This is a genomic window from Streptomyces sp. NPDC005898, assembly GCF_040629635.1.
In the GTDB taxonomy this organism is placed as follows: domain Bacteria; phylum Actinomycetota; class Actinomycetes; order Streptomycetales; family Streptomycetaceae; genus Streptomyces.
The window spans coordinates 51,192-75,018 of record NZ_JBEXWC010000027.1 but is presented as its reverse complement, the minus strand read 5'-3'; the positions used below and the strand labels follow the sequence as shown (position 1 = coordinate 75,018).

22 protein-coding genes and 1 pseudogene are annotated in these 23,827 nt (G+C 73.8%); 10 read left to right on the top strand and 13 right to left on the bottom strand.

Annotation, left to right across the window (positions count from 1 at the left end):
- Positions 1-92: 92 nt before the first annotated feature.
- The 3 genes from ABZ385_RS28415 (at position 93) to ABZ385_RS28405 (ending at position 2,712) form a co-directional block, all read left to right on the top strand.
- Positions 93-1,031, top strand: a complete 939-nt coding sequence (locus tag ABZ385_RS28415) for a hypothetical protein (protein ID WP_358913733.1) — start codon at positions 93-95, stop codon at positions 1,029-1,031.
- Positions 1,032-1,239: 208 nt separating this feature from the next.
- The gene (locus tag ABZ385_RS28410; protein WP_358913712.1) at positions 1,240-2,106 is read left to right on the top strand and encodes an alpha/beta fold hydrolase; all 867 of its coding nucleotides are present in this window, start codon (positions 1,240-1,242) and stop codon (positions 2,104-2,106) included.
- Between the two features lie 123 nt (positions 2,107-2,229).
- The gene (locus tag ABZ385_RS28405; protein WP_358588175.1) at positions 2,230-2,712 is read left to right on the top strand and encodes a GNAT family N-acetyltransferase; all 483 of its coding nucleotides are present in this window, start codon (positions 2,230-2,232) and stop codon (positions 2,710-2,712) included.
- A 42-nt stretch (positions 2,713-2,754) separates the two neighbouring features.
- Here the strand turns inward: ABZ385_RS28405 and ABZ385_RS28400 are convergent, their stop codons facing one another.
- Complete coding sequence (locus ABZ385_RS28400; protein WP_358588177.1) at positions 2,755-2,895, bottom strand: hypothetical protein; 141 nt, start codon at positions 2,893-2,895, stop codon at positions 2,755-2,757.
- A 166-nt stretch (positions 2,896-3,061) separates the two neighbouring features.
- On the opposite strand from ABZ385_RS28400, the gene ABZ385_RS28395 reads away from it, so the two are divergent.
- Positions 3,062-4,174 (top strand): methyltransferase domain-containing protein, encoded by a 1,113-nt coding sequence (locus tag ABZ385_RS28395; RefSeq protein WP_358913711.1) that lies wholly within the window; start codon positions 3,062-3,064, stop codon positions 4,172-4,174.
- Positions 4,175-4,198: 24 nt separating this feature from the next.
- On the opposite strand, the gene ABZ385_RS28390 is transcribed toward ABZ385_RS28395, so the two are convergent.
- Together ABZ385_RS28390 and ABZ385_RS28385 are read right to left on the bottom strand one after the other, a co-directional pair.
- Positions 4,199-4,699, bottom strand: a complete 501-nt coding sequence (locus tag ABZ385_RS28390; protein ID WP_358913710.1) for a DUF402 domain-containing protein — start codon at positions 4,697-4,699, stop codon at positions 4,199-4,201.
- Entirely contained in the window at positions 4,680-5,618 is a 939-nt protein-coding gene (locus ABZ385_RS28385; RefSeq protein ID WP_358913709.1) for a GNAT family N-acetyltransferase, read from the bottom strand. Before ABZ385_RS28385 ends, ABZ385_RS28390 begins: the two co-directional genes overlap by 20 nt.
- An 84-nt stretch (positions 5,619-5,702) precedes the next feature.
- Between ABZ385_RS28385 and ABZ385_RS28380 the strand changes: the two genes are divergently transcribed.
- Together ABZ385_RS28380 and ABZ385_RS28375 are read left to right on the top strand one after the other, a co-directional pair.
- A complete protein-coding gene (locus ABZ385_RS28380; protein WP_358913708.1) occupies positions 5,703-6,083 on the top strand; it encodes a GntR family transcriptional regulator in 381 nt (126 codons plus the stop codon).
- Between the two features lie 109 nt (positions 6,084-6,192).
- A complete protein-coding gene (locus ABZ385_RS28375) occupies positions 6,193-6,726 on the top strand; it encodes a putative immunity protein (protein WP_358913707.1) in 534 nt (177 codons plus the stop codon).
- 51 nt (positions 6,727-6,777) lie between these two features.
- Here the strand turns inward: ABZ385_RS28375 and ABZ385_RS28370 are convergent, their stop codons facing one another.
- Positions 6,778-7,872 carry a DUF5925 domain-containing protein gene (locus ABZ385_RS28370; protein WP_358589222.1) on the bottom strand — a complete coding sequence of 365 codons (1,095 nt, stop codon included), beginning with the start codon at positions 7,870-7,872 and terminating at the stop codon, positions 6,778-6,780.
- A 151-nt stretch (positions 7,873-8,023) separates the two neighbouring features.
- Between ABZ385_RS28370 and ABZ385_RS28365 the strand changes: the two genes are divergently transcribed.
- Positions 8,024-9,445 (top strand): xylan 1,4-beta-xylosidase, encoded by a 1,422-nt coding sequence (locus tag ABZ385_RS28365; protein ID WP_358913706.1) that lies wholly within the window; start codon positions 8,024-8,026, stop codon positions 9,443-9,445.
- 16 nt (positions 9,446-9,461) lie between these two features.
- Here the strand turns inward: ABZ385_RS28365 and ABZ385_RS28360 are convergent, their stop codons facing one another.
- From ABZ385_RS28360 to ABZ385_RS28340, 5 genes are all read right to left on the bottom strand, one after another.
- Positions 9,462-13,070, bottom strand: coding sequence for a lipopolysaccharide biosynthesis protein (locus ABZ385_RS28360; RefSeq protein ID WP_358913732.1), 3,609 nt, complete (start codon positions 13,068-13,070; stop codon positions 9,462-9,464).
- A gap of 76 nt (positions 13,071-13,146) precedes the next feature.
- A complete protein-coding gene (locus tag ABZ385_RS28355; RefSeq protein ID WP_358589219.1) occupies positions 13,147-13,950 on the bottom strand; it encodes a polysaccharide deacetylase family protein in 804 nt (267 codons plus the stop codon).
- Positions 13,947-14,966, bottom strand: coding sequence for a glycosyltransferase (locus ABZ385_RS28350; protein ID WP_358589217.1), 1,020 nt, complete (start codon positions 14,964-14,966; stop codon positions 13,947-13,949). Before ABZ385_RS28350 ends, ABZ385_RS28355 begins: the two co-directional genes overlap by 4 nt.
- On the bottom strand, positions 14,963-15,796 hold the full coding sequence (locus ABZ385_RS28345) for a glycosyltransferase family 2 protein (protein ID WP_358589215.1): 834 nt from the start codon (positions 15,794-15,796) through the stop codon (positions 14,963-14,965). The genes ABZ385_RS28350 and ABZ385_RS28345 overlap by 4 nt, the downstream gene beginning before the upstream one ends.
- A gap of 405 nt (positions 15,797-16,201) precedes the next feature.
- Positions 16,202-16,627, bottom strand: coding sequence for a hypothetical protein (locus ABZ385_RS28340; RefSeq protein ID WP_358589212.1), 426 nt, complete (start codon positions 16,625-16,627; stop codon positions 16,202-16,204).
- A gap of 235 nt (positions 16,628-16,862) precedes the next feature.
- Here ABZ385_RS28340 and ABZ385_RS28335 point away from each other — a divergent pair, with 235 nt between their 5' ends.
- Positions 16,863-17,672: an SGNH/GDSL hydrolase family protein gene (locus tag ABZ385_RS28335; protein WP_358589211.1), complete on the top strand. Its 810-nt coding sequence runs from the start codon at positions 16,863-16,865 to the stop codon at positions 17,670-17,672.
- A gap of 109 nt (positions 17,673-17,781) precedes the next feature.
- Here the strand turns inward: ABZ385_RS28335 and ABZ385_RS28330 are convergent.
- A pseudogene (locus ABZ385_RS28330) lies at positions 17,782-18,765 on the bottom strand (serine/threonine-protein kinase); the annotation flags it as partial.
- A gap of 385 nt (positions 18,766-19,150) precedes the next feature.
- Here ABZ385_RS28330 and ABZ385_RS28325 point away from each other — a divergent pair.
- A complete protein-coding gene (locus tag ABZ385_RS28325) occupies positions 19,151-19,420 on the top strand; it encodes a hypothetical protein (RefSeq protein WP_358590355.1) in 270 nt (89 codons plus the stop codon).
- A gap of 182 nt (positions 19,421-19,602) precedes the next feature.
- On the opposite strand, the gene ABZ385_RS28320 is transcribed toward ABZ385_RS28325, so the two are convergent.
- Genes ABZ385_RS28320 through hmgA form a run of 3 tightly spaced genes read right to left on the bottom strand, consistent with a single transcriptional unit; the run spans position 19,603 to position 23,050 of the window.
- Positions 19,603-20,814, bottom strand: a complete 1,212-nt coding sequence (locus tag ABZ385_RS28320) for a type ISP restriction/modification enzyme (protein WP_358590357.1) — start codon at positions 20,812-20,814, stop codon at positions 19,603-19,605.
- A 46-nt stretch (positions 20,815-20,860) separates the two neighbouring features.
- Positions 20,861-21,610 carry a GntR family transcriptional regulator gene (locus ABZ385_RS28315; protein ID WP_358913705.1) on the bottom strand — a complete coding sequence of 250 codons (750 nt, stop codon included), beginning with the start codon at positions 21,608-21,610 and terminating at the stop codon, positions 20,861-20,863.
- 39 nt (positions 21,611-21,649) lie between these two features.
- Positions 21,650-23,050 (bottom strand): homogentisate 1,2-dioxygenase, encoded by a 1,401-nt coding sequence (gene hmgA, locus ABZ385_RS28310; protein WP_358913704.1) that lies wholly within the window; start codon positions 23,048-23,050, stop codon positions 21,650-21,652.
- Positions 23,051-23,142: 92 nt separating this feature from the next.
- Here hmgA and ABZ385_RS28305 point away from each other — a divergent pair, with 92 nt between their 5' ends.
- On the top strand, positions 23,143-23,775 hold the full coding sequence (locus tag ABZ385_RS28305) for a TetR/AcrR family transcriptional regulator (protein ID WP_358581120.1): 633 nt from the start codon (positions 23,143-23,145) through the stop codon (positions 23,773-23,775).
- The last annotated feature ends 52 nt before the right edge of the window (positions 23,776-23,827 follow it).

Here is a 23,827-nt window from a genome sequence, read left to right as displayed (position 1 = left end):
GCAGCGAGGTGGGCGAGGGAGTGGGCGGCGAGGTCGGCGGTGTGGCGGGCGGCGCGGCGAGCACCCTCTACGTGCGCTTCCTGCTGACGCCCATGTACGAGGCCGCCCTCCCCCAACTGCTCGGCATGCTCGGGGAGTTCACCCCCCAGGTCGAGGCGCTCCCGCCCGACGCCGCCCTGCTGGACCTGCGCGGCGCGCGGCGGTACTTCGGGCGGAGCGCCGTCGAGCTGGCCCCGCTGATCCGGGTGCGGGCGCTCGCGCTGTACGGGGTGGAGTGCGCGATCGGCGCCGGACCCGGCCCGATGCTGGCGCGGATGGCCGCCCGTGGTGCCGCCCCCGGCGTGACCCGCGCCGTGCCGGAAGGCCCGGACGGCGTACGGGAGTTCCTCGCCGAGCGGCCCGTCGGCGACCTGCCCGGCATCGGCCGCGCCACCGCCCGCACCCTGTGCGAGTACGGCCTCGACTCCCTCGGGAAGGTCGCCGCCGCGCCCCTGTCCACCCTCCAGCGGCTGGTCGGCGCCCGCGCGGGCCGTGAGCTGCGGGAGAAGGCGCGGGGCGTCGACCGCACCCGGGTCGTGCCGAACTCCGCCGCGCGCTCGCTCGCCGTCGAACGGCCCTTCCCCCGAGACGAGCTCGACCCCTTCCGGCACCGCCGCGCCCTGCTGTCCGGCGCCGAGGAACTGGGTGTCCGGATGCGCGCCGAGGGCCAGGTGTGCCGTGCGCTGACCCTCACCGTGCGGTACGCGGACCGCAGTACGACCGTGCGCACCAGGACCCTGCCGGAGCCGACCGCGCACTCCACCGCGCTGACCACGGCCGCCTACCGCGCGTACGAGGCGCTCGGTCTCCAGCGGGCCCGGGTGCGCGCCGTGGCCCTGCGCGCCGAGGGGCTCGGCCCGGCCGAACAGGCCGCCCACCAGCTCACGTTCGACCCGGCGGACGAGAAGGCCCGCCGCATCGAGGAGGTGGCCGACCGGGCCCGGGAAAAGTTCGGCCCCGGCACGATCGTGCCGGGCACGCTGGCGGCGTGACGCGGGGGGAGGGGGACGGGGGCGCCCGGGATCGCCCGTGCCCCTGCCTGACGCGGGTCGAGGGCCCCGTCGGCGGTGCCGGAAGTTGTCGTGACGCGCCGCTTCACTCTTCATCTACCGGCGCGTAATTTGACGTGTGCACGGCATCCTGTCGATCCGGATCACAGGGCGTACCCCCCTCTTTCCCCTGCCGCGAGGAGATCGCCCGATGCTGCCCCTAAGACGCGCGCTGCGCGCGTTCGCCGTCGCCCTGCTTCTCACCGGTGCGGCCACCCTCACCCCCGCCGCCACCGCGAACGCCGCCCCTCAGGCGGCCGCCGCCACATCGCGGGGCTGGAACGACTACACCTGCCGGCCCTCCGCCGCCCACCCCCGCCCGGTCGTCCTCGTGCACGGCACGTTCGGCAACTCCGTCGACAACTGGCTCGTCCTCGCGCCCTACCTCGTCGCGCGCGGCTACTGCGTCTACTCCCTGGACTACGGCCAGTTGAAGGACGTGCCGTTCTTCCACGGGCTCGGCCCCATCGAGAAGTCCGCCGAGCAGCTCGACGACTTCGTCGACAAGGTGCTCGCCTCGACGGGCGCGAAGGAGGCGGACCTCGTCGGCCACTCGCAGGGCGGCATGATGCCCCGCCACTACCTCAAGTTCCTCGGCGGCGCCGCCAAGGTGAACGCCCTCATCGGCCTCGCGCCCGACAACCACGGCACCACCCTGCTCGGCCTCACCCGCCTGCTGCCGTACTTCCCGGGCATCGAGGACCTGCTCACCACGAACACCCCGGCCCTCGCCGACCAGATCGCCGGCTCACCCTTCCTGACCAGGCTCAACGCCGGCGGGGACACCGTGCCGGGCGTGCGCTACACCGTCATCGCCACTAAATACGACGAGGTGGTCACCCCCTACCGCAGCCAGTTCCTGGACGGTCCCGGAGTGCGCAACGTGACCGTCCAGGACCTGTGCGGGGCCGATGTGGCGGAGCACGTGGCGATCGGCACCCTGGACCGCGTCGCCCACCACGAGGTGGCCAACGCGCTGGATCCGCAGCACGCGACACCGAGCACGTGCCTGTCCTGACCGGGGCGCCTCGGTGGCGGTGGCGTCCGGTCCCGTCCATGGCCTGCGTGTCCTGATCGCCGCGTGGCCCTTGGTGAGGACGGCGCTGGTGCGGGCGCGGCGCCGTGACGTAGACGTAAAGGCATGACCACGACCACCGTGCCCACGGGCATCCGACGCGCCACCGCCTCCGACGTCCCCGCGGTGCGGGCCGTGACCGACGCGGCCTACCACCACTACATCCGGCGCATCGGCGTCGTCCCCGCCCCGATGGAGGCCGACCACGCGGCCGACGTCGCGGCGGGGCGGGTGTACGTCACCGGGGACCCGGTCATCGGCCTGCTGGTCCTCGTCCCGGTCACCGAACCGCCCGAGGACGCCCACCTGTTCCTGGAATCCATCGCGGTCCACCCCGACGCCGCGGGCCAAGGGGTGGGCCGCGCCCTGCTCGCCCATGCCGACGCACACGCGCGTGCCCTGTCCCTGCCCGAAGTGCGCCTGTACACCAACGCGTTGATGTGGGAGAACCAGAAGATCTACCCTCGCTACGGCTACGACCTCGTGGAACGCCGCGTCGAGGGCCCCTACGACCGCCTGCACTACCGCAAGCGGCTGCCCACCCCCTGACGGGGCGGCGTGCCTACGGGCGGCCTTCCGCCGGGCGGCGTCTCATCCCTCCGGCCACCACGTCCGCTGGATGTCCCTGCGGACCTCCGGCCTCTCCCGTGGCCTGACCTCGGCCTCCTGGCGTTCGCGCACCCGGCGGCTGACGGGCTTGATGACGGGCTTGTGCGTGGTGACTCGGCGCATGGCTGCCTCCCTGCCTTACCGATGTCCACCGGAGCGCTCCGCTAGACCTCTCCGGGCCACCTTTCTGATCGAGCACCTGCCCGAGCACCTGCCCGAGCACCTGCCAAAGGGCCGTCAACGCCTCGCCGGGGGGCCCGTTGTCAGTGGTGGATGACAGGCTCGGACCATGATGATGAACAACGCCTCCGCACGGGTCGACTGGAATGCCGCCGCCGCCACCTTCGACGACGAACCGGACCACGGCCTGCGCGACGCGACGGTGCGCCGGGCCTGGTTGGAGCGCCTGTCGCAGTGGCTGCCCGCCACCCCCGGGGACGTGCTCGACCTCGGCTGCGGCACCGGCAGCCTCTCCCTGCTCGCCGCGGAGCACGGCCACCGGGTCACCGGCGTCGACCTCTCGCCGGACATGACGGCGCGGGCCCGCGAGAAGCTGGCGGGCCACGACGCCGAGATCCTGACCGGCGACGCGGCCCGCCCCCCGGTGGGGGACCGGAAGTTCGACACCGTCCTGGCCCGCCACGTCCTGTGGCTCTTCCCGGACCCCGAGGCCACCGTGCGCCACTGGCACACCCTGCTGCGCCCCGGCGGCCGCCTGATCCTCGTCGAGGGCGTCTGGGACCTGGCCCGGCCCGCCGGCCTGCCCATGTCCCGCCTCACCGAGGCCCTGACCCCGCTCGTCACCCGGCTGCACACCGAGCGCCTCTCCGGGGACCCGCGCCTGTGGGGCGGCCCGGTCGAGGACGAGCGGTACGCGGTCATCGGCGTGACCCCCGCGGCCCCGCGGCGGCACGCCGAAGTCGTGGACGTCCACCTCATGCTGCGCCGCGGGGACGAGGTGCTGCTGGCCCGCCGCGCCGGCACCGGGTACGGCGACGGCCTGTGGAACCTCCCCTCGGGCCACCTGGAGGACGGCGAGGACGTCCGCGAGGCCGTGCTCCGCGAGGCCCGCGAGGAGATCGGCCTGGACCTCGCGCCGGCGGACCTGCGGGCGGAGCTGGTCGTCCAGCACCGGGGACCCGGCGCGGCGCCCCGCATGGGCTGGTTCTTCTCCGCCGCGTACGGCGCGGGCGGCGAGCCGGTCAACGCCGAGCCGCACAAGTGCGCCGAGCTGACCTGGCACCCCCTGGCCGACCTGCCGCACGACACGGTGGCGTACTGCCGCGAGGCCCTGACCGCCTGGCGCGCGGGCGAACGCTTCACCGTGCACTGGCAGTCGGACGGCGAGAGCGTCGCGTACGACGGAGAGCGCACCGCCGCCTCGGTCCCGCTCACCGGGTGACGCCCCCGGCCCGGGGCGCGGTGCTCAGACCGTGCCGAGGAGCCCGGCGCGGGCCAGGGACTCCAGCTCCGTGAGGGCGCGCAGGGCCGCCGCGGCCGCCTCGGGGTCCGCGGCGCGCAGGCCGCTCGCCTCGAACTCGTCCTCGTCCAGGCGCAGCACGGTGCTCCCGTCCGGCGAGCACCACAGGTCGAGGTCCAGGTCCTCCACCGTGAGGACGCCCTCCGCGCGGACGGCGGGGCGGGTCACGTCGCAGTACCAGCCCTTGAAGGTGCCGTCACCGGCGTACACCTCCTTGACGGCGTACCAGCGGTCGCGCCAGTAGTGCTCGGTGAAGACGTCCCCCGGCTCGAAGCGGACGAAGCCGAAGTCCCGGCTGCCGGGGGCCGCCCAGGGGGCCCGGACCGTGACGCGCGTCCCGTCGTCGTGGAGCAGCTCCGCCGGGTAGCGGATCTTGGTGCGGCCCGCCTTGACGAGGGCGACCTCCACGGTGGCGGGGCGCCCTCCGTCAGCCGAGGTGCCGGACATGGCGTACCTCCGTCGCGCAGATCTCGTAACCGAACCACTGGTTGATCGCCAGCATCGGTTCGTTTCCGGTGTCGTTGCCCGTGAAGGCCTCCGTGCAGCCGGCGGCCCTGGCCCGGTGCAGGGAGTCGTTCTTCGCGAGCTTGGCCAGGCCCCGGCCCCGGTGGGCGCGTGCGGTGCCCGTCATGCCGGAGGCGTAGCGGCCCGCGCCGTCCGTGCGGGCCAGGGTGAACGCCGCGGGGCGGCCGTCGACCAGGGCCACCGTGGTCAGCTCCCGGCTGACCAGCGGATGCCGCCAGGTCTCGGCGAGCCAGTGCTCGTAGTCCGTGAACTGGGCCGCCACATCCCCCGGTTCGTCCGCCGCCGTCTCCGCGTCGAGTGCGAACAGCGGCCGCGCGTCGTCCGCGAACACCGAGCCGCTGACCAGCTCCACCCCGGCGGGCGGTTCCCGGCGCGGCGGCAGCGCGCCCCGGGCGAGGTCGAGGCGCAGGAAGTGGGCGCGCCGGCTGGCGCGGTAGCCGCGGCGGGCGGCGAAGGCGAGGTTGGCCGGCTCGTCCAGCACCCAGGAGTAGACGGTGCCGGCGCCCTCGGCCGCCAGATGCTCCTCCGCCGTGCGCAGCAGGAGCGTTCCCGCGCCGGTGCCGAGCCGCTCCGGATGGACGTACACGTTGGCGAAGCCCTGGCCCGGCTCGGGGCTGTCGTGGGCGATGCCCACCTGCGCGGTGCCGATGACCTCGCCGTCGGTCTCGGCGATCAACTGCCGGTAGCGGGCGGCCGGATGGGCGTGCGCGCCGTCGAAGGCGACGGACTCGGGGGTGGCGAGCATGGCCGGCACGCAGGCCCGGCGCACCGCGGCGAAACCCGCGACGTCCGCGGCGTCGGTCGGGCCGCCGGGGCTGAGGGAGCGCACGATCACTGTCATGGCCCCGCACGGTACGCGGACGGCGTCCCGGCGCGCCTCCGCTTTTCCCGCCGCCGGGCCCCGGCCGTGCGGGACAATCGCCGGGTGACTGTGAAGATCGACATCGACGAGGGCGCGAGCGACGCGCCGTACGAGCAGGTGCGGGCCCAGATCGCCGGGCAGGCGCGGTCGGGCGCGCTGCCCGTCGGCTACAAACTGCCCACGGTGCGCGGGCTCGCCCAGTCGCTGGGCCTCGCGGCGAACACGGTGGCCAAGGCCTACCGGGCACTCGAGGCCGACGGGGTCATCGAGACCCGCGGCCGCAACGGCACGTTCGTCGCCGCCGCGGGGGACGCGGCGGCGAAGGAGGCGTCCACCGCCGCGCAGACGTACGCCGAACGCGTCCGGCGCCTCGGCCTCTCCGAACAGGACGCGCTGGCCGCGGTGCGGGACGCGCTCCGCGCGGCCTACGGGGCGTCCGGCTAGCGGACCGCCCGGACCCCGGCTTGAGGGTTGCCGCCCCACCAGCGGGGCTCAAAGCGGCAGGAGCGGCACAAAGTCTCAAACGCCCTGTTCAGGGATATCGTGGAGAGGCATGAGCCGAGAGAGCCCGAGCTTCGAACTGACCGAGGACGACCGCCGCTCCGTCACCCGCTGGGCCGTCGCGTGCGCCGAGCGCGCGCTGCCGCTCTTCGAGACGAAGGCCCCCAGCGACCCCCGCCCGCGCGAGGCGGTCGAGGCCGCCCGCGCCTTCGCGCTGGGGGAGCGGCGGACGGCACGGCTGCGTACCGCGGCCTGGAGCGCGTACCAGGCGGCGCGCGAGGCCGGGGACCCGGCGGCCGAGGCCGCCGCGCGCGCCGCGGGCAGCGCGGCCGGAGCCCCGTACCTGCATCCGCTGGCCACCAAGCACCAGCTGAAGCACGTCCTCGGCCCCGCGCTGTACCTCGCCCGGGCCCACGAGCTGGCGCAGGGCGACGACCCCGGCGTCGGGGACGACGAGGTCCGCTGGGCGCTCGGTCAGGTGCCCCCGCGGGTGCGGGCGGTGGTGGCACGGATGCCGGCCGGCGCCCCCGGCCGCACCCGGCTCGGCGCCCTCCACCGCCGGCTTGAGGCGGGCCTGCGCGGCTGAGCCGAGGAGAGGGCGGTGGGCCGCCCCGAGAGGAGCGGGCCGGACTCCGGGCTACAGATACAGCCCGGAGTCCGCCCCCTCACGCTGGTCCGGGACCGACGTGGGCGAGGTGCCCCGGCGCAGCGCGAAGAGTTCGGCGAGGGTCGCGCCCTCGCGCGGGACACCCTCCTGCGTGCCGAGCCACTCCACCGCCTCGGGCCGGGTCAGCGGGCCGACCTCGATGCGGGCGAGGCAGCGGCCGGGACGCACGACCGCCGGGTGCAGGCGCTCCAGGTCCTCGTTGGTGGTGACACCCACCAGGACGTTGCGGCCCTGCCCGAGGAGGCCGTCCGTGAGGTTGAGCAGCCGGGACAGGGCCTGCCCCGCCGTGTGCTTGGCCTCGCCGCGGATCAGCTCGTCGCAGTCCTCCAGGAGCAGCAGCCGCCAGCGCCCCTCGGCGCTGCCGTCGTCCTCGCCGATCGCGATGTCCATCAGATAGCCGACGTCGCCGAACAGCCGCTCCGGGTCCAGGACGCAGTCCACCTGGCACCAGTCGCGCCAGGAGCGCGCGAGGGTCCGCAGCGCCGACGTCTTGCCCGTGCCCGGCGGGCCGTGCAGCAGGAGCAGCCGCCCCGAGATGTCCTCGGGGGTGGTCTTCATCAGCCTGTCCATGGCGTCGGCGACCGGCGCCGTGTAGTTGGGCCGCACCTCTTCCCAGGTGCCGGCCGAGATCTGCCGGGTCGTGCGGTGCGGGCCGCGGCGCGGCGAGACGTACCAGAACCCCATCGTCACGTCGTCGGGCTGGGGCGCGGGCTCGTCCTGCGCGCCGTCCGTGGCCTGCCCGAGGACCCGCTCGGCGAGTTCGGCGCTGGTCGCCGTCACGGTGATGTCCGCGCCGCGGTTCCAGCGGGAGACCAGCAGCGTCCACCCCTCGCCCTCGGCGAGCGTGGCGCTGCGGTCCTCGTCCCGGGCGGCCCGCAGCACCCTCGCCCCGGGCGGCAGCAGGGTGGAGCCCTTCTTGACGCGTTCGATGTTGGCGCTGTGCGAGAAGGGTTGCTCGCCCGTCGCGAAGCGACCGAGGAACAGTGCGTCGACGACGTCGGAGGGGGAGTCGTTGTCGTCGACGTTGAGCCGGATCGGCAGGGCGTCGTGAGGGTTCGCAGCCATGCCGCCATGATCCGGCACGCGCGCGCCGTCGTGCACCCGGTTTCCCCGGAAGCCGCGCGCGCCGTGGTGCGCCCGGTTGCCCGTGGGAGCCCCGGGCGCCGTCCCGCGGAACCTGTCCCAGCGTCCGCCGCCGCCGATACGCTTGTCCGTGATGGCACGTCATGGGTGGTTCTCACGGGCAGGGTGGTGGCGTCTCGCCGCACTGCTCGGCGTTGGTCTGGCCGTACTGGCCCTGGTGATCACATTGGTCCGCACGGACTCCGGCGACGGCGGCAGCACCGCCGGCACCACCCCGGACGGCGACAAGGTGCACGGCACCCCCGCCGTCCCCTCCGGCAGGCCCGCGCCCGAGGCCGGCTGGGGCTTCACCCACACCCAGTACAGCGCGGACGACGGGGAGCCGGACGCCGTCGCGCGCGTCCGCGCCGAGCTGGCGGCCCAGGGTCGCCCCGTCCCGCAGATCCAGCACATCATGGGCTGGGGCGCGGGCAACCCCGAGCCCGTCAAGGGCCACTACGACTTCGCCGCGATGGACAGCCGGATGGACTTCATCCGGGGCAGCAAGGGCACGCCCGTCGTCACCCTGTGCTGCGCCCCGGACTGGATGAAGGGCGGCGAGCCCGGCGCGGACAACACCGACTGGAGCCAACAGGCCCTGGAGACCGCCCCCGAGCCCGAGCACTACGGCGACTTCGCGAGGCTCGCCGCGACCGTCGCCAAGCGCTACCCCGACGTACGCCACTTCATCGTCTGGAACGAGTTCAAGGGCTTCTGGAACGACGAGGAGGCACGCTGGGACCAGGAGGGCTACACCGAGCTGTACAACCTCGTCTACGAGGAGCTGAAGAAGGTCGACGAGGACATCCTGGTCGGCGGCCCCTACCTGGTCATGGACAGCCTCGGCCCGCGCGGTAGCGAGAACGCCTCGCGGGTGGAGGGCCCCTGGGGCCGCCTCGACCAACGGCCCCTGGACGCCTTCGAGTACTGGAACCAGCACAAGAGGGGCGCGGACTTCGTCGTCGTCGACGGTTCCAGCTACACCAAGGACGACGAGCTGCTGCCCGACGAGTTCACGGCCACCGACAAGCTCACGGCCGTCGGCGACTGGGTGCGCGAACGGACCGGGGACCTGCCCCTGTGGTGGGCCGAGTACTACGTGGAGCCCGGCGACAGCCAGGACAACCGCGACGACTGGTCCGAGGCGCACCGCGTCGCCGTCCACGCCTCGGGCCTGATGGCGATGGCCCGCGGCGGAGCCACCACCGGTTTCTACTGGAACCCGCAGAAGCGCGGCGCCGCGTGCGCCGGCTGCTTGTGGACGGCCACCCAGCAGGCGGACGGCGGGCGGCCGTTGCCGATGCTGCGGCTCATCGAGCGGTTCGGCGAGGAGTTCGGCCCCGGCACCTCGTACGAGAAGGTGCCGGTCGCCGGCGACGACGCCGCCGAGGTCCGGGTCCTCGCCGACGACAAGGCCGTCCTCGTCGTGAACACCCAGGACCGGCGGATCAGCGCCGAGGTCGACGGGCACTCCCTCGCCCTGAAGGGGTACGAGGTGAAGTGGCTGAAGCGGTGACTTCCTGGGCCCCGGCTCACGCCATCGTCACGAAGCGCTGGACCAGCGACGCGAGCAGCACGGCGAGCAGCGGCAGCGCGAACCAGAAACTGCCCTCCAGCCACCGCTGCTGCCGTACGCCCGGCGCCGCCGCGACCCGCACCACCTCACGCGCGGTGAGCAGCAGCACGAGCACGGCGCCGGTGAGCGCGCCCACCACCGACCACGGTGTCCAGGTCACCTGCGGCCCGACCGCCCCCGGGTCGGCCTTGGGCACCGCGCCGTCCGGCTGGTCCCGCAGGCTGTAGACGGTCGCGTCCCGGTGGGAGAACACCTTCTCGAGTTCCTCGCGGTCGTCCAGGTGCCGGATGAGCCGCGGCTCCCAGTTCCCCGGATAGCCCGCGTTCAGCTCCAGAGAGACCGACTGGCCGCGGCTGACCATGAGGTAGGACCGGGGCCCCGCGTCCTTCAGCGCCTTGACCAGGCCGGAGACCAGGACCGGGTCGGCGGGCGCGGGCGTCGGGACGTACTCCACCTTCTCCATGTCCCGGGCGCCCCACGGCATCGCCGGCGTCACGTCGTTCACCGTGTCGTCGCTCAGCCACAGCAGCCGCGCGCTCGGCTCGTCGTGCGCGTACACGTACTCCATCGCCGCGACCTCGCCGGGCCGGACGCGCTCGAAGGACTCGTTGCCCCAGCGCGCCACGAGGAAGCCGCCCATCAGCACGAGCCCGGCCAGCAGCGAGGCCGCCGGCGCCCGGCTCACCCGCTCGCGGTCCCGTTCCGCCGGGGTGACGCCCGCACGCGGGAACAGCGCGAGACCGCCGAGCAGCGCCGCGCCCGGCAGCGCGAACAGGAAGACGCGCAGGGCCATCTCACCGCCGTACGACTGCATGGCGAAGCCCAGGAACGGCACGAAGGTCAGGACGAGGAGCGAGCGTTCCCCGTACCGGTACGAGCGCCGCCGCCACCAGCCCCAGCAGGCGAGCGCCATGACGCCGCCCGCCAGCGCCACCCGCGCGTACAGCACGAGCCGGTGGCTGGGGCTGCCGCCCTCGATGCGCCCGGAGACCGACGAGGAGACGTTGCCGCCGACGCCCCCGACCCCGCCGAACAGGTCCTGGAAGTGCCCCGACCAGTAGGGCTCGGCGAGGAACCCCAGCCAGCCGACGACCAGCACGCCGCAGAGCATCGGCAGACCGCGCAGCTCCGAGCGGCCGGCCAGGACCAGTGCCGTGAGGACGCCGAGCATCACGAACGGCGTCAGCTGATGCGCGGGGACGGTCACCGCGAAGAGGGCGATCAGGACCAGGAGCAGCACCGCCCGCTCCCCGCGGCCCGTCGGCTCCACCTCGCTCTCGCCGGGCCGCCGCTTGGCCCACAGCACGCGCGGGGCGCGGAACCAGACCAGGAGTACGGCGACGAAGGCGAGGTGGAGCAGGTACGTGAAGCCCTGCGGGGAGAAGTAGTCCTGACCGACCCAGCCGCTCAGTACGAAGATCCACAAACCGGCCCACTTGGCGCGCCAGGACGCCCGCATCGCGCGCACGAGCAGGAACATCGGCGCCAGATACAGCAGTTGGACGGCCGTCGGCCACCAGCGGATCACCTCGGTCAGGTCCGAGACGCCGCACGCCTTCGCGACGAACGCGGCTGCCGCGAAGAAGCCGGGCCAGCTCCAGCGCGCGTCCAGGTCGGGCACGGCGGTGCCGGTCCGCTCGATGTACTCCAGGAAGCCCAGGTGCTGCCAGGCCGTGGCGAACCGCGGCTCGGTCTCGACGACGGCCGGCAGCGCGTGCAGGGACACGGCCGTGGCCAGCAGCGTCACGAGCAGCAGGGTCTTGACCGGCCGGTCCATCCGCAGCAGGAGTGCGAAGACGAGGACCAGGAGCGCGGCGCCGAGCAGCGTCGCCACCGGCAGCACGGAGACCAGGCCGAGCCCGCCCATGCCGTCCAGGTCCGCGTCACCGAGACCGGCGACGGGCCCCCAGTACAGACCGAGCGCTCCGGCGAGCAGCAGCGCCACGCCGAGAACACGCGGGCGCCCCGGGCGCCCCGGGCGCGCCGCCGCCCCCTCCCCGGCGGCAACCGCACCCTCCGCGTCGTCCCCCTCGTCCTTCCCGCCCCTCCCGCTCCTCGGTGCGGGCCCCGTGTGCACGGGCGTGCCGGGGCCGGGGCGGACGTCCGGCCCGCGCTCCAAGTGGTCGAAGTCGGGCTGTACGGCGAGCTGCGAGGTGTCCGAGTCGAGCGAGTCCCGCCACGCCCACGCGGGCCCGTGCCGCCCCTCGCGGCCGGCGCCCCCGTCAGGGCCTGGGACGGGCGCGGCCGGCTTCCCCGGGCCGGTCAGGTCAGCGTCCGGCGCCGTGTTCCCGGGGGGCCCGCCCGAGGGGGCCGCCCGCACCACGCGGTACAGCCTCGGCGTCGCGACCGCCACGATCACCGCCAGGCTGGAGACCTCCGCGACGCCCGCGCCGGTCAGCCCCATCCGCGGCAGCAGGACCAGCGTGAGGCCGAGGACCAGCACGCACAACAGGCCCTGGAGCCAGGCGATTCCGGCGGTCCTGCTCTGCGCCCGGCGCACCGCGAAGTACGTCTCCATGACCACCCGCAGCAGCGCCCCCACCGCGAGCCAGCGCAGCAGCGGCGTGGCGGCGTCCGCGTACCCCCGGCCGAACATGCTCAGCACGAGCGGCGCGGCCAGGAAGAGGACGCAGCACACCGGCAGCATGATGACCGCCATCCGGCGCAGCGCCGAGCGGGTGTTGGCGGCGAGCAGCGCCGGATCGTGCGCGCCCTCGACGGTCAGCGAGGCGCCCATGTTGACGGCGAGGAGGTTGACGGTGCCGCCGATGGCGGTGGTGACGTAGAAGTACGCATTGTCGACCGAACCGACCTGCGAGGCGACGACGACCGGGACGAGGTAGACCACCGCGAGCGAGAAGAGCGAGCCGGTGCAGTCCCCGGCGAGGAAACGGCCGACCTCCCGCGGCGTCGGCGGTCGCGTGCGGCCGTCGGTGGCCCGCACATGGCGCGGCACCAGACGCCGGAAGACGAGCCAGCCCAGCGGGATCACCGAGACGAGGATCGAGGCGACCCAGGAGACGAAGACCCCCGCGGTGGGGAGCGCCGCCGCCATCACGATGAGCAGCACCAGCTTCGCCACCGAGAAGACGGTGTTGCCGACGGGCACCCACAGCGCGTCGCGCAGCCCGGTCAGGACACCGTCCTGAAGGGTCAGCACCGACCACGCCACGACGGCGAGGACGAACCCCGCGCCCGGCACGGGACCGTGCAGGAAGCGGTACGAGGGCCCCCACAGGTCCAGCGTCAGCAGGAAGAGCCCCGCGGCGAGCGCCACGGCGAGCGAACTGCCCGCGTACGTACGGAGGATCAGCCGGCCCGCGGCGCGCCCCGTGACGGGGATGAACCGGGCGAGGGCGCCGGTCAGCGTCACGGCGGTGAGCCCGGCGAGCAGCTTCATCGCCGCGATCGCCGCCGAGCCCTGACCGACCGCCGACTCCGAGTAGTACCGGGCGGCGGCCAGCCAGAAGCCGACGCCGAGCACCCCGGAGATCCCCGTGTTGAGCATCAGCGCGTAGGCGTTGCGGAACAGCGGGCCGGCGCCGCCCGACCCCGGCGGGCGCATGCGGCGTGGCCCGCCGGGCGGCGGCCGCTCGCCGCCGTGCGGGGAACCCGGGACGTCGGCCTGGGCGGTGGACGTGTCAGACACGGGAACGGATGGCCTTCCGGCGGACCTGTCGGACTCTGCGGACCACGGCGTACCCCTTGGTGAGCGCGTGGTCCCTGACGAACGTACGGGCGAGCGCGCGGCCCTCGACGAGCCGCAGGAACTCCTCGGGCCCGGTGGACCTGCGCACCGTGACCCGGCGCAGGGCGTAAGGGCCTTGGGCGCGGCGGGCCAGGGTGTTGCCGACGGCGAGCGACTGGGCGAAGCCCGCCTCGCGCACCCGCTCGCGCACCCGGCGGCTGGAGTAGCCGTAAGGGTAGGCGAAGGAGGCCGGCCGGGTGCCCGTCTCGTCGGCGATGATGTCCCGGCAGCGGCGCAGCTCCCGGCGCAGCTCCGCGTCGGGGAGCTGGTCGAGCTGGGGATGCGTGTGGCTGTGGCCGCCGATCTCCGCGCCCGCGGCGGCCAGTTCGCGCACCTGGCCCCAGTCGAGCATGAGGTCGAGGCCGCCCCCGGTGTCGTGCGCGCCGCGCAGCCAGCCCGTGGAGACGAACAGGGTGGAGGCGAAGCCGTGCGCGGCGAGCACCGGCAGCGCGTACCGGTGCACGCTCTCGTAGCCGTCGTCGAAGGTGATCAGGACGGGACGTTCGGGCAGGGGGCCGCCCGGGGCGCGCCAGGCCGCGGCCAGCCGGGCGGTGGTGAGGGGCGTGAAGCCCCGCTCGCCGAGCATCTCCATCTGGCGTGCGAACGCGGTGGGCGACACCGAGAGGCCGCGCGTCGCCTCGCTCGGCTCACGCGCGACCGAGTGGTACATCAGTATCGGCACGCGTCTGTCGCTCATCCGGCGGCTCCCTCGCCACCCCTGCCCCGCACGTCTTCCGTCGGGCCGGTGATCTCCGTGACACGGAACGCGGTGCCCGCCCGGCGCGCACGGACGCTGCCGAGCAGATAGCCCACGGCCGCCGCCGCCACTCCCGCCACGATCGCGCCCGCGCGCCCCGCGCCGCCGGGCCGCCCGAGCACGGCGTCCCGCAGGCCGCGGCCGACCCCGGCGGGCAGCACGCGCGTGGTGTGGTGCCGCTCGGACGCAAGTCCCCTGCCGGCGCCGACACTCCTGGCCACCAGCGCCTTGGAGAGGCCCTCGGCGTACGTCCGCGTACGGAAGTACGCGAACCGCTCCCGCGCCGCGGGCACCCGGTGGTGGATCACCGCGCGGTCGTCGACCAGCAGGACCGCGTCCGGTCTCGCCCGGGTGAGCCGGATGCAGAACTCCGTCTCCTCGCAGCCGAGCGGCCGGCCGCCGCCGTCGCGTCCGATACCGGTCGCGAAGCCGCCCGCGACGTCGAAGGCGGAGCGCCGGAAGGCGGCGTTCCCGCCGAGGACGTTGCGCACCCGTACGCGCCCTGCCGGGTGGCCCCGGTACGTGCATCCGACGACCCAGTCGAACTCCTCGGGGAACCAGACGGGCCGCCGCCCGGACGCCCACAGCGGCACGGTGCGCCCGCCGACGGCGAACACCCGCGGGTCCGCGAACCCCTCGGCGAAGTGGCGCAGCCAGTCGCGCTCGGCGACGGCGTCGTCGTCGAGGAAGGCGACGACCGCGCCGCGCGCGGCGGCGACACCGGTGTTGCGCCCCGCCGACAGGCCGCGGGGGCCCGCGTTGGCGAGCACCCGCACCCCCTCACTCCCCTCGTACTCCTGGGCGAGCCGGTCCAGGAGCACGGCGTTGTGGTCGACGACCAGCAGGGTCTCCAGGGCCGCCACGGACTGCGCGCGCACCGAGGAGACCGCCGCGAGGATGTCCGCCCAGCGGTCCTCGGTGTACACGCAGATGACGACGGACACGTCCGGGCTCAAGACACCTCTCCCCGGCCCGCGCCTAGGGGCAGGCCCCGGACGTCCTTGCGCCGCGCGCCGCGCCCGCGCCGGCCCGAGCGCTCGCCGAGGATCACCTTCAGTACGCGGATGCCGTCCCGGATGGCGCGCAGGTTGCTGGTGCCGTGGATCCGCAGATACTCGTGGCTCGGGATCTCCTGCACCTTCAGCCCCGCCTTGACGACCCGGATGTTCATCAGGGTCTCCACCTCGAAGCCGGTGCAGTCCAGCTCTATCTTGTCCAGGCAGTGCCGCCAGAAGGCGTTGTAGCCGTAGCACAGGTCGGTGTAGCGGGCGCCGAACTTGGCGTTGACGACCGAGCACAGGACGTGGTTGCCGAGCCTGCGGATCGGCGTCATGTCGTCCGTGCCGCCGCCGTTGGCGAACCGCGAGCCCTTGGCGAAGTCCGCGCCCGAGACGAGGGCGCAGACGTAGGAGACGATCTCCTGGCCGTCCGCGGAGCCGTCCGCGTCGACCATCACGATGATGTCGCCGGTGCACGCGGCGAATCCGGTGATCAAGGCGTCGCCCTTGCCCGTGCCGAGCTGGCGCACCACCTTCACCTCCGGCCACAGCTCCCGGGCCACGGCCACGGTGTCGTCGGTGGAATTCCCGTCCACCAGGACGACTTCGTGGATCCAGTCGGGAAGTGTCTTGAAGACGTGGGGAAGATTCTCCGCCTCGTTCATCGCGGGAATGACCACACTGACCGGCGGAGTGATCGCCAGATGCGTGGAGATGGGACGGTAATGGTGGCTGAACTCGTCCAACGGGTCCTGCCCTGCGTCTGCCGGGCGCAGAAAAGAAGTCATGAGTCCGAAAAATCCCTCTCACCGGTGGACCGCCCGCCCCCGGGCGGTCCGGTAATCGATCCGGGTCGAAAGGGGGGTTCTCACCCGAGCACGCCGAAGGGAGATCTCCGGGCATGTCGAATGCACTGGCACAGCGCGGCCCGTGACCCGGCTGAACAGCGCTCACCGGGCACGGGCACCCCCCTACCGCGCCCCGCGCGAAACCACCGAGATCCTGAGCTCTCTCCCCTCACCTCTCTCATGAGACGGGCAATCTATGCGGTCGCATTCGGACTGCTCAATTTCTTGCTCGGCGATCGGATTCCGCCCACCCGCTTGAGCAATGTGGCGACCGTTCCGAAGAATTCCGGTCGGGAGAGCACGGTGGTGCGCAGCGCTCTGATCGGAGCGCGGTACGCCCGATGTTCAGGTGGTCCGCCTTCTCGCCGGGTGGCGGCGCAGGTGCCGCGCCGCCGCCAGGAGCGGAGCGAGCGCGCTGAGGGCGGCGACGGCGACGACACCGCCGCGCACCGACCACACGTGGAGCGCCAACATGCCCTGGGCCACCAGGACGTCGACCGCGAGGGCGCCGGCCACGGCGGCCACCGCGCGGCCCCATGGTTCGAGTGCCCGCAGGGCCGTGGCGAGTGCCGCCGCGGGTGCGGCGATCAGGAAGAAGAGGGTGCAGGGGCCGCGCAGCGGCGCGTCCAGGTCGAAGAGGGCGAGCGCCGCGCCGACGCCTCCCACGGCGACGGCCGCGCCCGCTGCCAGCGGCAGCAGATCCGTCCCGCCGCCCCGACCGGTGTCCCGGTCCGTTCCCGATGGCGGTGACTTGAGCCTGATGGTCTGCATGGACTGCTTTGCCCCCCGACGCGCCGAATTCCGGCGCTTCAATGTGGCGCAGTCCCGATCGGCCCGTCAAGACGCGGCGGATGCGTGCAGATGTTCGCTGAAACACCTGTGTGACCGGAGTGAACTCCGGGAGCGGGAAGGGGAATTGTGAACGAATTCGTTGACATGGACACTATCGGCGGGCGCGGCCGCGTGCTACCACGGTCGAGGCAGAAACCCTGCTAAAGGAGGTTCCATGAGATTGTCCCGCTTCACGGCATACATGTCCTCGCTCCTCCTCTCCGCCGCCTTCGCCCTCGCGGGGGCCACGACGGCCCACGCGGACCAGAACGCGGCGGCCACCGGCTATGTGGCGCTCGGCGACTCCTACTCCTCGGGGGTCGGGGCCGGCAGCTACGACAGCGCGAGCGGCGACTGCAAGCGCAGCACGCGCGCCTACCCCGCTCTCTGGGCGGCCGCCCACTCACCCTCCAGCTTCCATTTCACGGCGTGTTCGGGCGCTCGTACGGGTGATGTTCTGGCGAACCAGCTCGGCCCGCTCGGCGCCGGCACCGGCCTCGTGTCCCTCTCCGTCGGCGGCAACGACGCGGGCTTCTCGGACGTGATGACGACCTGCGTACTCCAGTCCGAGGCCACCTGTCTGAACCGCATCGCCCAGGCCCGCTCGTACGTGGACTCGACGCTCCCCGGCAACCTCGACAAGGTGTACTCCGCGATCGAGGCCAAGGCCCCCGCCGCCCATGTGGTGGTGCTCGGCTACCCCCGCTTCTACAAGCTGAACGGCACCTGCGTGACCGGCCTCTCCGAGCGTGAGCGGGCCGCCATCAACGACGCCTCCGACTACCTCAACGCGGCCACCGAGAAGCGGGCCGCCGACCACGGCTTCACCTTCGCCGGGGTCACCGGCGCCTTCACCGGGCACGAGATCTGCTCGGGCAGCGCATGGCTGCACAGCGTGAACTGGCTCAACATCGGCGAGTCCTACCACCCCACGGCCGCCGGACAGTCCGGTGGCTACCTCCCTGTGTTCACCTCGGCGGCCTGATCACCGCACCCTGATCACCGCGGGCCGGACGAACGCGTCCGGCGTGGAGGAGACCCCGCCCGTCGGGGTCTCCTGCGCGCACGTCACCGCTCACCGAGCCGCCGTTGTCGCCGCCGCCTCCGTCGTCGCGGGTGACCAGGGCGTACGTCAACCCGCCGAGGGCCAGCGCCAGGGCGATCAAAACCGCGACAAGGACCGGCATCGCGCGTCGGCGCCGGTCCGGCACGCTCGTCGGCGCCGTCTCACGGACGGCCGCGGCCTGCCGCGCCGTGGGCTCCGGCGGGGGGTGCTCGGCGGTGGCGGGCGGCGCAGAGGGGAGCGGGGCCCCGGCCAGCGGCCTGCCGCCCGAGACGATGAGCCGCAGATCGCGCTCGGCGTCGGCGGCGGACATCCGCTCGTCCGGGTCCTTGCGCAGCAGCCCCTCGACGACCGAGGTGAGCGGCCCGGCACGGCGGGCGGGCGGCAGCTCCTCGTCCACCACCGCGCGCAGCGTGCTCAGCGGCGTCTCCTGACGGAATGGCGAGGTCCCCTCCACGGCCGCGTAGAGCGTCACGCCGAGCGACCACAGATCGGACGCCGGGCCCGGCCGGTGGCCCAACGCCCGCTCCGGGGCCAGGAATTCGGGCGACCCGACGACCTCACCGCTCATCGTCGGCGCGGAACCGCCCTCGCCCATGGCGATGCCGAAGTCCGTGAGGACCACCCGGCCGTCATTGGCCATCAGTACATTGCCGGGCTTCACGTCGCGGTGCAGGACCCCGGCGTCATGGGCGGCGCGCAGGGCCGCGAGCACCTCGGCGCCGACGCGGGCGACGCGGCGCGGGGGCAGGGCGCCCTCCGCCTCCAGGACGTCGGAGAGCGAGAGCCCGCGCACCAGCTCCATGACGATCCAGGGCCGCCCTTCCTCCATCGCCACGTCGTGGACGGTGACGACGTTGCGGTGCGGGATGCGGGCGGCGGCCCAGGCCTCCCGCTCCAGGCGCGCGTGCAGCCGGTCGATCTCGGCGGCGGGGAGGCCGGCGGGCGCGCGGACCTCCTTGACGGCCACCTCACGCCCGAGCACGTCGTCCCTGGCCCGCCACACCGTGCCCATGCCGCCCTCGCCCAGCGGCGCGAGCAGGCGGTACCGCCCGGCGATCACACGCTCTGACGGGCTCACGGGTGTCCCCCTTCGCAGTGGTGCGATTCTCCACAAAAGTAGCAACTCTCCGTGCGAACCGGGAGCCCGCCGCCCGCGCGAAGCGGGATCGCGGACGCTGGCACGTGAGATACCCCACGCGAGGGCCGCCGGGGCCCGTACGGCACCGCCCACCGGGGTCGAATGTCCAAGTCGCCCTGGAATCAGTCATATTCGGAGCGGGGTCGTCAACCCCCTTGCGGGGCAGGTGAATCCTGTGGCCGGGATACACGTGTGTCCCGCCGGGGCGATAGGGTTAACCTGCCCTGGGCCGGGTGCCCTCGTACGGGTGGGGAGTGACATGGAACAGATAACGGTGCGCAGCAGGGCGCGTGTCCCTGCGATCACTTGTGGGAGCAGCGCGAGCAGCTCGCGCCTCGACCGCCATCTCTCGGTGCTGGGCGGCCCAGCCGTCCCGCAGCGGGAGTCGCACGAGGCGACGCTGCTGATGCGTGAGCTGACCTCACGTGACACCGCGCACGCCCGCAGCAGCAGGGGAGCCCGAGTGAGGCGTGTCTCGCTCTTCGCGCCTCTGCGCAGGCTGCGGCGATCGCTTTTCGGCGGCCGCTGACCACAGGCGGCCCCCGGGACTGAGCCGCCGCTCCGCGGCGGATCTTTCCCATCCCCTCGTTCGCCCCTCCCCTCTCACCCGTCACACCACCCCGGTGACGCCGCACGACGTGCGCGCACCCGCCGACGGCGCGACGGCCGTGCGCACCACCCACCCCGCACGGCCCGGACCGCCCCGCGGGTCTACAGCAGCGCGAACTGCCCCTCGGGTCCCTCTTCGAGGTGATCGAGGACGGACGCCGGCCGCCGCGCCCGGTCGGGCACCGGCAGCAGGCCCGCGCCGCCCAGCTCGCCCGCGGTGATCCCGCGACCCACGGCCCCCGCCAACTGGGCTCGCTCCGGCGCCAGTTCGGCCGTCAGCGCCAGGACCGTGACCAGTTCCAGCAGTTCGGACGTCCAGGCCTGCGGCCACGCCCGGGGGCGGATCGACTCCAGGGTCCCCGGCTCCGCCTCCGCAGCGTCCGCGCGCTCCTCGAACCACCGCTCCAGCACCCGTACCCCGCTCACCTCGAACTCCCACGCCGCTCGCGGCACCGGCGAGATGACGCCCGTCCCACCGACCCGAAGGACCTGCTCCTCGGCGTCGTACGCCAGGTCACGCGGCCGGGCGGGCAGCGGCGCACGGACGTAGGGCCTGCGCCCGCCGGGGAGTTTCGGGCGCGGGCCCTCACCGCGCAGCTGGAGCCGGAGCAGCCGCTCCCCGAGCCGTACGCCGCTCGCCCACAGGGCGGCGTCGGCCGTGAGCGGAACCCGGCAGCCCGCCGCCGAGCCGGACCCCAGCGCGAGCACCCAGGCGAGCAGCGACCGCGCCGTCACCTCCTGGCCGAGCATCCCGGACAGATGCCCGAGCAGTCCGGGCGCCACATTGGGCTCCAGGCCCCCGGGGCGGCGGAACAGCGGCCGGATGCGGCCGGGCCGCCCGGCGGGCGCGTACCCGTCCGGCAGCGCGGCGGACGCGACGACCGCGGGCCCCGGGCCGCTGCCGGGCACGTACCCCTGCTCGACGGCGAACAGCTGCCCGCGGCCGGCGACCCGCCACAGCTCGGGGCGGGCGACGTCGATGAGCCGGTGGTCCGGGATCAGCCACTGCTCGTCGAACGCGCCGTGGCGGACGCGCACGGGTTCGGGGCAGGGGCCCTGCTCTCGGGCCAGCCGGCCCGTCCCGCCGGGGTGGCCGGGGAGCTGGGCGACCGCGCTGTCCGGGGTGCGGGAGCGGGTCGGACGAAAGAGCGCCTCGCGCTCCGCCCCGTCGGCGCGCAGGAGCGCGGCCCAACGGGCCTTCAGACAGGCGGCGTCGGGCCCCATCGGCCAGCCCCGGCCCGGCCGGAGCGGTGCGACGGACCACGGCATGAGGTCGGCGAGCAGCGGCGCTTCGTCGTGCGTCACGCCCGGCATCGTACGACGGTCCGGGCGGCGGACGGCACCGTGCCGGCGCCCCGCCTCACGTCGCTTCGAGCGTGACGGAGAAGGAGAAGCGGTCCCCGCGGTAGTGGATGCGGGCCACGTCGAGGACCCGGCCGGCCTCGTCATAGGTGACGCCGGTGTAGTGCAGTATCGGGCTGAGCAGCGGCACTTGGAGGAGGCGGGCGGTCTCCGGGTCGGCGAGGGTGGCCTCGACGGTGTCCGTGATGCGGCTGATGCGCACGCCCACCACGTGGCGCAGGACCTTCGTCATCGGCCAGCGCGCCAGGTCCGCCAGGTCGATGCGGGCGGCCAGTTCGGGGCGGACGTAGTTGCGGGCGTGGTTGGTCGGCTCGCCCGTCTTCTCGTCGCTGCGCAGCCGGTGGTACGTCGCGACCTCGGCCGAGTCGGGGAAGTGCGGGGCGAGTTCGGCGGGCAGGGGCGCCGGCCCGTGCCCCAGCAGTTCGGTGGTCATGCCGGACTGCTGGGCCACGATCGCGTCGACCGAGCCGAGCAGGCGCACCGGGGCGCCGCGGCGGGCGCTCGGCTCGATGAAGGTGCCGCGCCGCCGGTGGCGGGTGATCAGCCCCTCGTCCTCCAGCTCCTTGAGCGCCTGCCGCATGGTGAGCACGCTCACGCCGTAGTGCCCCGCCAGCTGCTCCTCGGTGGGCAGCCGGAGCGGGGCGTCGGGCGCGCGGCCGAGTATCGAGGCGCGCAGGGACTGCGACACCTGGTACCAGAGCGGCAGTTTCCGATTCAGGACGATCGAGTCCGGGGCGAATGCGGTCACGGTCTCTCCGAATCAGTCGCGCTGCCCGGTGCGGAGGGCTCAGCTGCGGAAGTGGCGCTCCAGACCCTGCCACACGTCGTCGTAGCCGTGCTGCAGGTGGGACGCCGTGGCCGCCTGCTCGGTCGCCGTCACCGGCCACCGCGTCTCGAACATGAAGGCCAGGCCGTCGTCGATCTTCTGCGGCCGCAGCTCGGCGGCCGACGCCTTGTCGAACGTCTCGCGGTCGGGGCCGTGCGCGGACATCATGTTGTGCAGCGAGCCGCCGCCCGGCACGAAGCCCTCGGCCTTCGCGTCGTAGGCGCCCTCGATCAGGCCCATGTACTCGCTCATCACGTTCCGGTGGAAGTACGGCGGGCGGAAGGTGTCCTCGCCCACCAGCCAGCGCGGCGCGAACACCACGAAGTCGACGCCCGCGAGGCCCGGGGTGTCGGACGGCGAGGTCAGCACCGTGAAGATCGACGGATCCGGGTGGTCGTAGCTGATGGAGCCGATGACGTTGAAGCGGTGCAGGTCGTAGACGTACGGGACGTGGTTGCCGTGCCAGGCGACGACGTCGAGCGGGGAGTGGTCGTAGGTCGCGCGCCAGAGGTTGCCGCAGAACTTGTTCACCACCTCCACCGGGCCCTCGACGTCCTCGTAGGCCGCGACGGGCGCCCTGAAGTCCCGTGCGTTCGCCAGGCCGTTGGCGCCGATCGGGCCGAGGTCGGGCAGCTGGAAGGGGGCGCCGTAGTTCTCGCAGACGTACCCGCGCGCGCTCTCCGCCAGCAGGTCCACGCGGAACCGGACGCCGCGCGGGATCAGCGCGACCTCGCCCGGCTCGGCGCGCAGCAGGCCGAACTCGGTGCGCAGCAGCAGGCCACCGCGCTCGGGCACGATCAGCAGCTCGCCGTCCGCGTCGCTGAACACCCTTCCCCCGGCCCCGGCCGACATCGAGGAGTTGGCGTGGTAGAGGTGGATGCCCATGCCGGTGCGCTGCGTGGCGTCGCCGTTGCCGCCGAGGGTCCACAGGCCGGCCAGGAAGTCCGTGCCGGGGGCGGGCTCGGGGAGGGGGTTCCAGCGCAGCCGGTTCGGGTCGGGCACCGACTCGGTGAAGGGCGCGGAGCGCAGGGCGCCGTTGTCGACGCGCGTGAAGCGCGGGTGCGCGGCCGAGGGGCGGACGCGGTACAGCCACGAGCGGCGGTTGTGCGCGCGGGGCTCGGTGAAGGCCGAGCCGCTGAGCTGCTCGGCGTAGAGGCCGAGGGGGGCGCGCTGCGGTGAGTTGCGGCCGTGCGGCAGCGCTCCGGGCACCGCCTCGGAGCTGTGTTCGTTGCCGAAGCCGTGGAGGTGGTCCAGCCCCTCGGCCGTCGTGCGCGCGTCCTGCGCGTCCCGCGCGCCCGCACGGCTCGCCCCGCCCGCCCCGCCCGCCCCGCTCGTGTCGCCCACGTGGTCCCCGCTCGTCATCGCCATCGCTCCTCGTCCATGATTCCTATGGGACACCGTAGGATTGGAGTTTTCCTTCCGCAAGAGGGAGCCCGCTGCTCTACGCTCCCCGAATGTCCCACCGGAACCCGCAGAAGGAACCCCGGCCCCCGGCCTCCCTGCGCCGCCTGCCCGTACAGGAGCGCAGCGCCGAGCGGCTGACCCGGATCCTCGACGCCTGCGCCGACGTCCTGGACGAGGTCGGCTACGAGGCCCTGACCACCCGCGCCGTCGCCCATCGCGCGGGCGTGCCCATCGGCTCCGTCTACCGCTTCTTCGGCAACAAACGGGCTCTGACGGACGCCCTGGCCCACCGCAATCTCGACGCGTACGCGGAGCGCGTGGCCGCGCGGGTGAGCGGCCTGGAGCGGGGCGACTGGCGCGGCGCGCTCGACGCCGCCTTCGAGGAGTACGTGGCGATGAAGCGCACCGTCCCCGGGTTCGGCCTCGTCGACTTCGGTGTGCCGAGCGCCCCCGACGCCATGCCGGACGCGAACGACCGGGTCGCCGACCGGGTGGCGGACCTGCTCGCCGACCACCTCGCCCGCCCGCTGGACGACCGGCTGCGCAGGACCGTGCTCGTCGGCGTGGAGGCGGTCGACGCGGTGCTGCAGCTGGCCTTTCGCGGGCAGCCCTCGGGCGATCCGGACCTGGTCGAGGAGGCGCGGACGCTGCTGCACGCGTACTTCGCGCGCTCACTTGAGTGAGCGCCCCGGCGGCCCGCTCCGGCCGTACGTCGTTGACCTGGAGTTTTGCGCT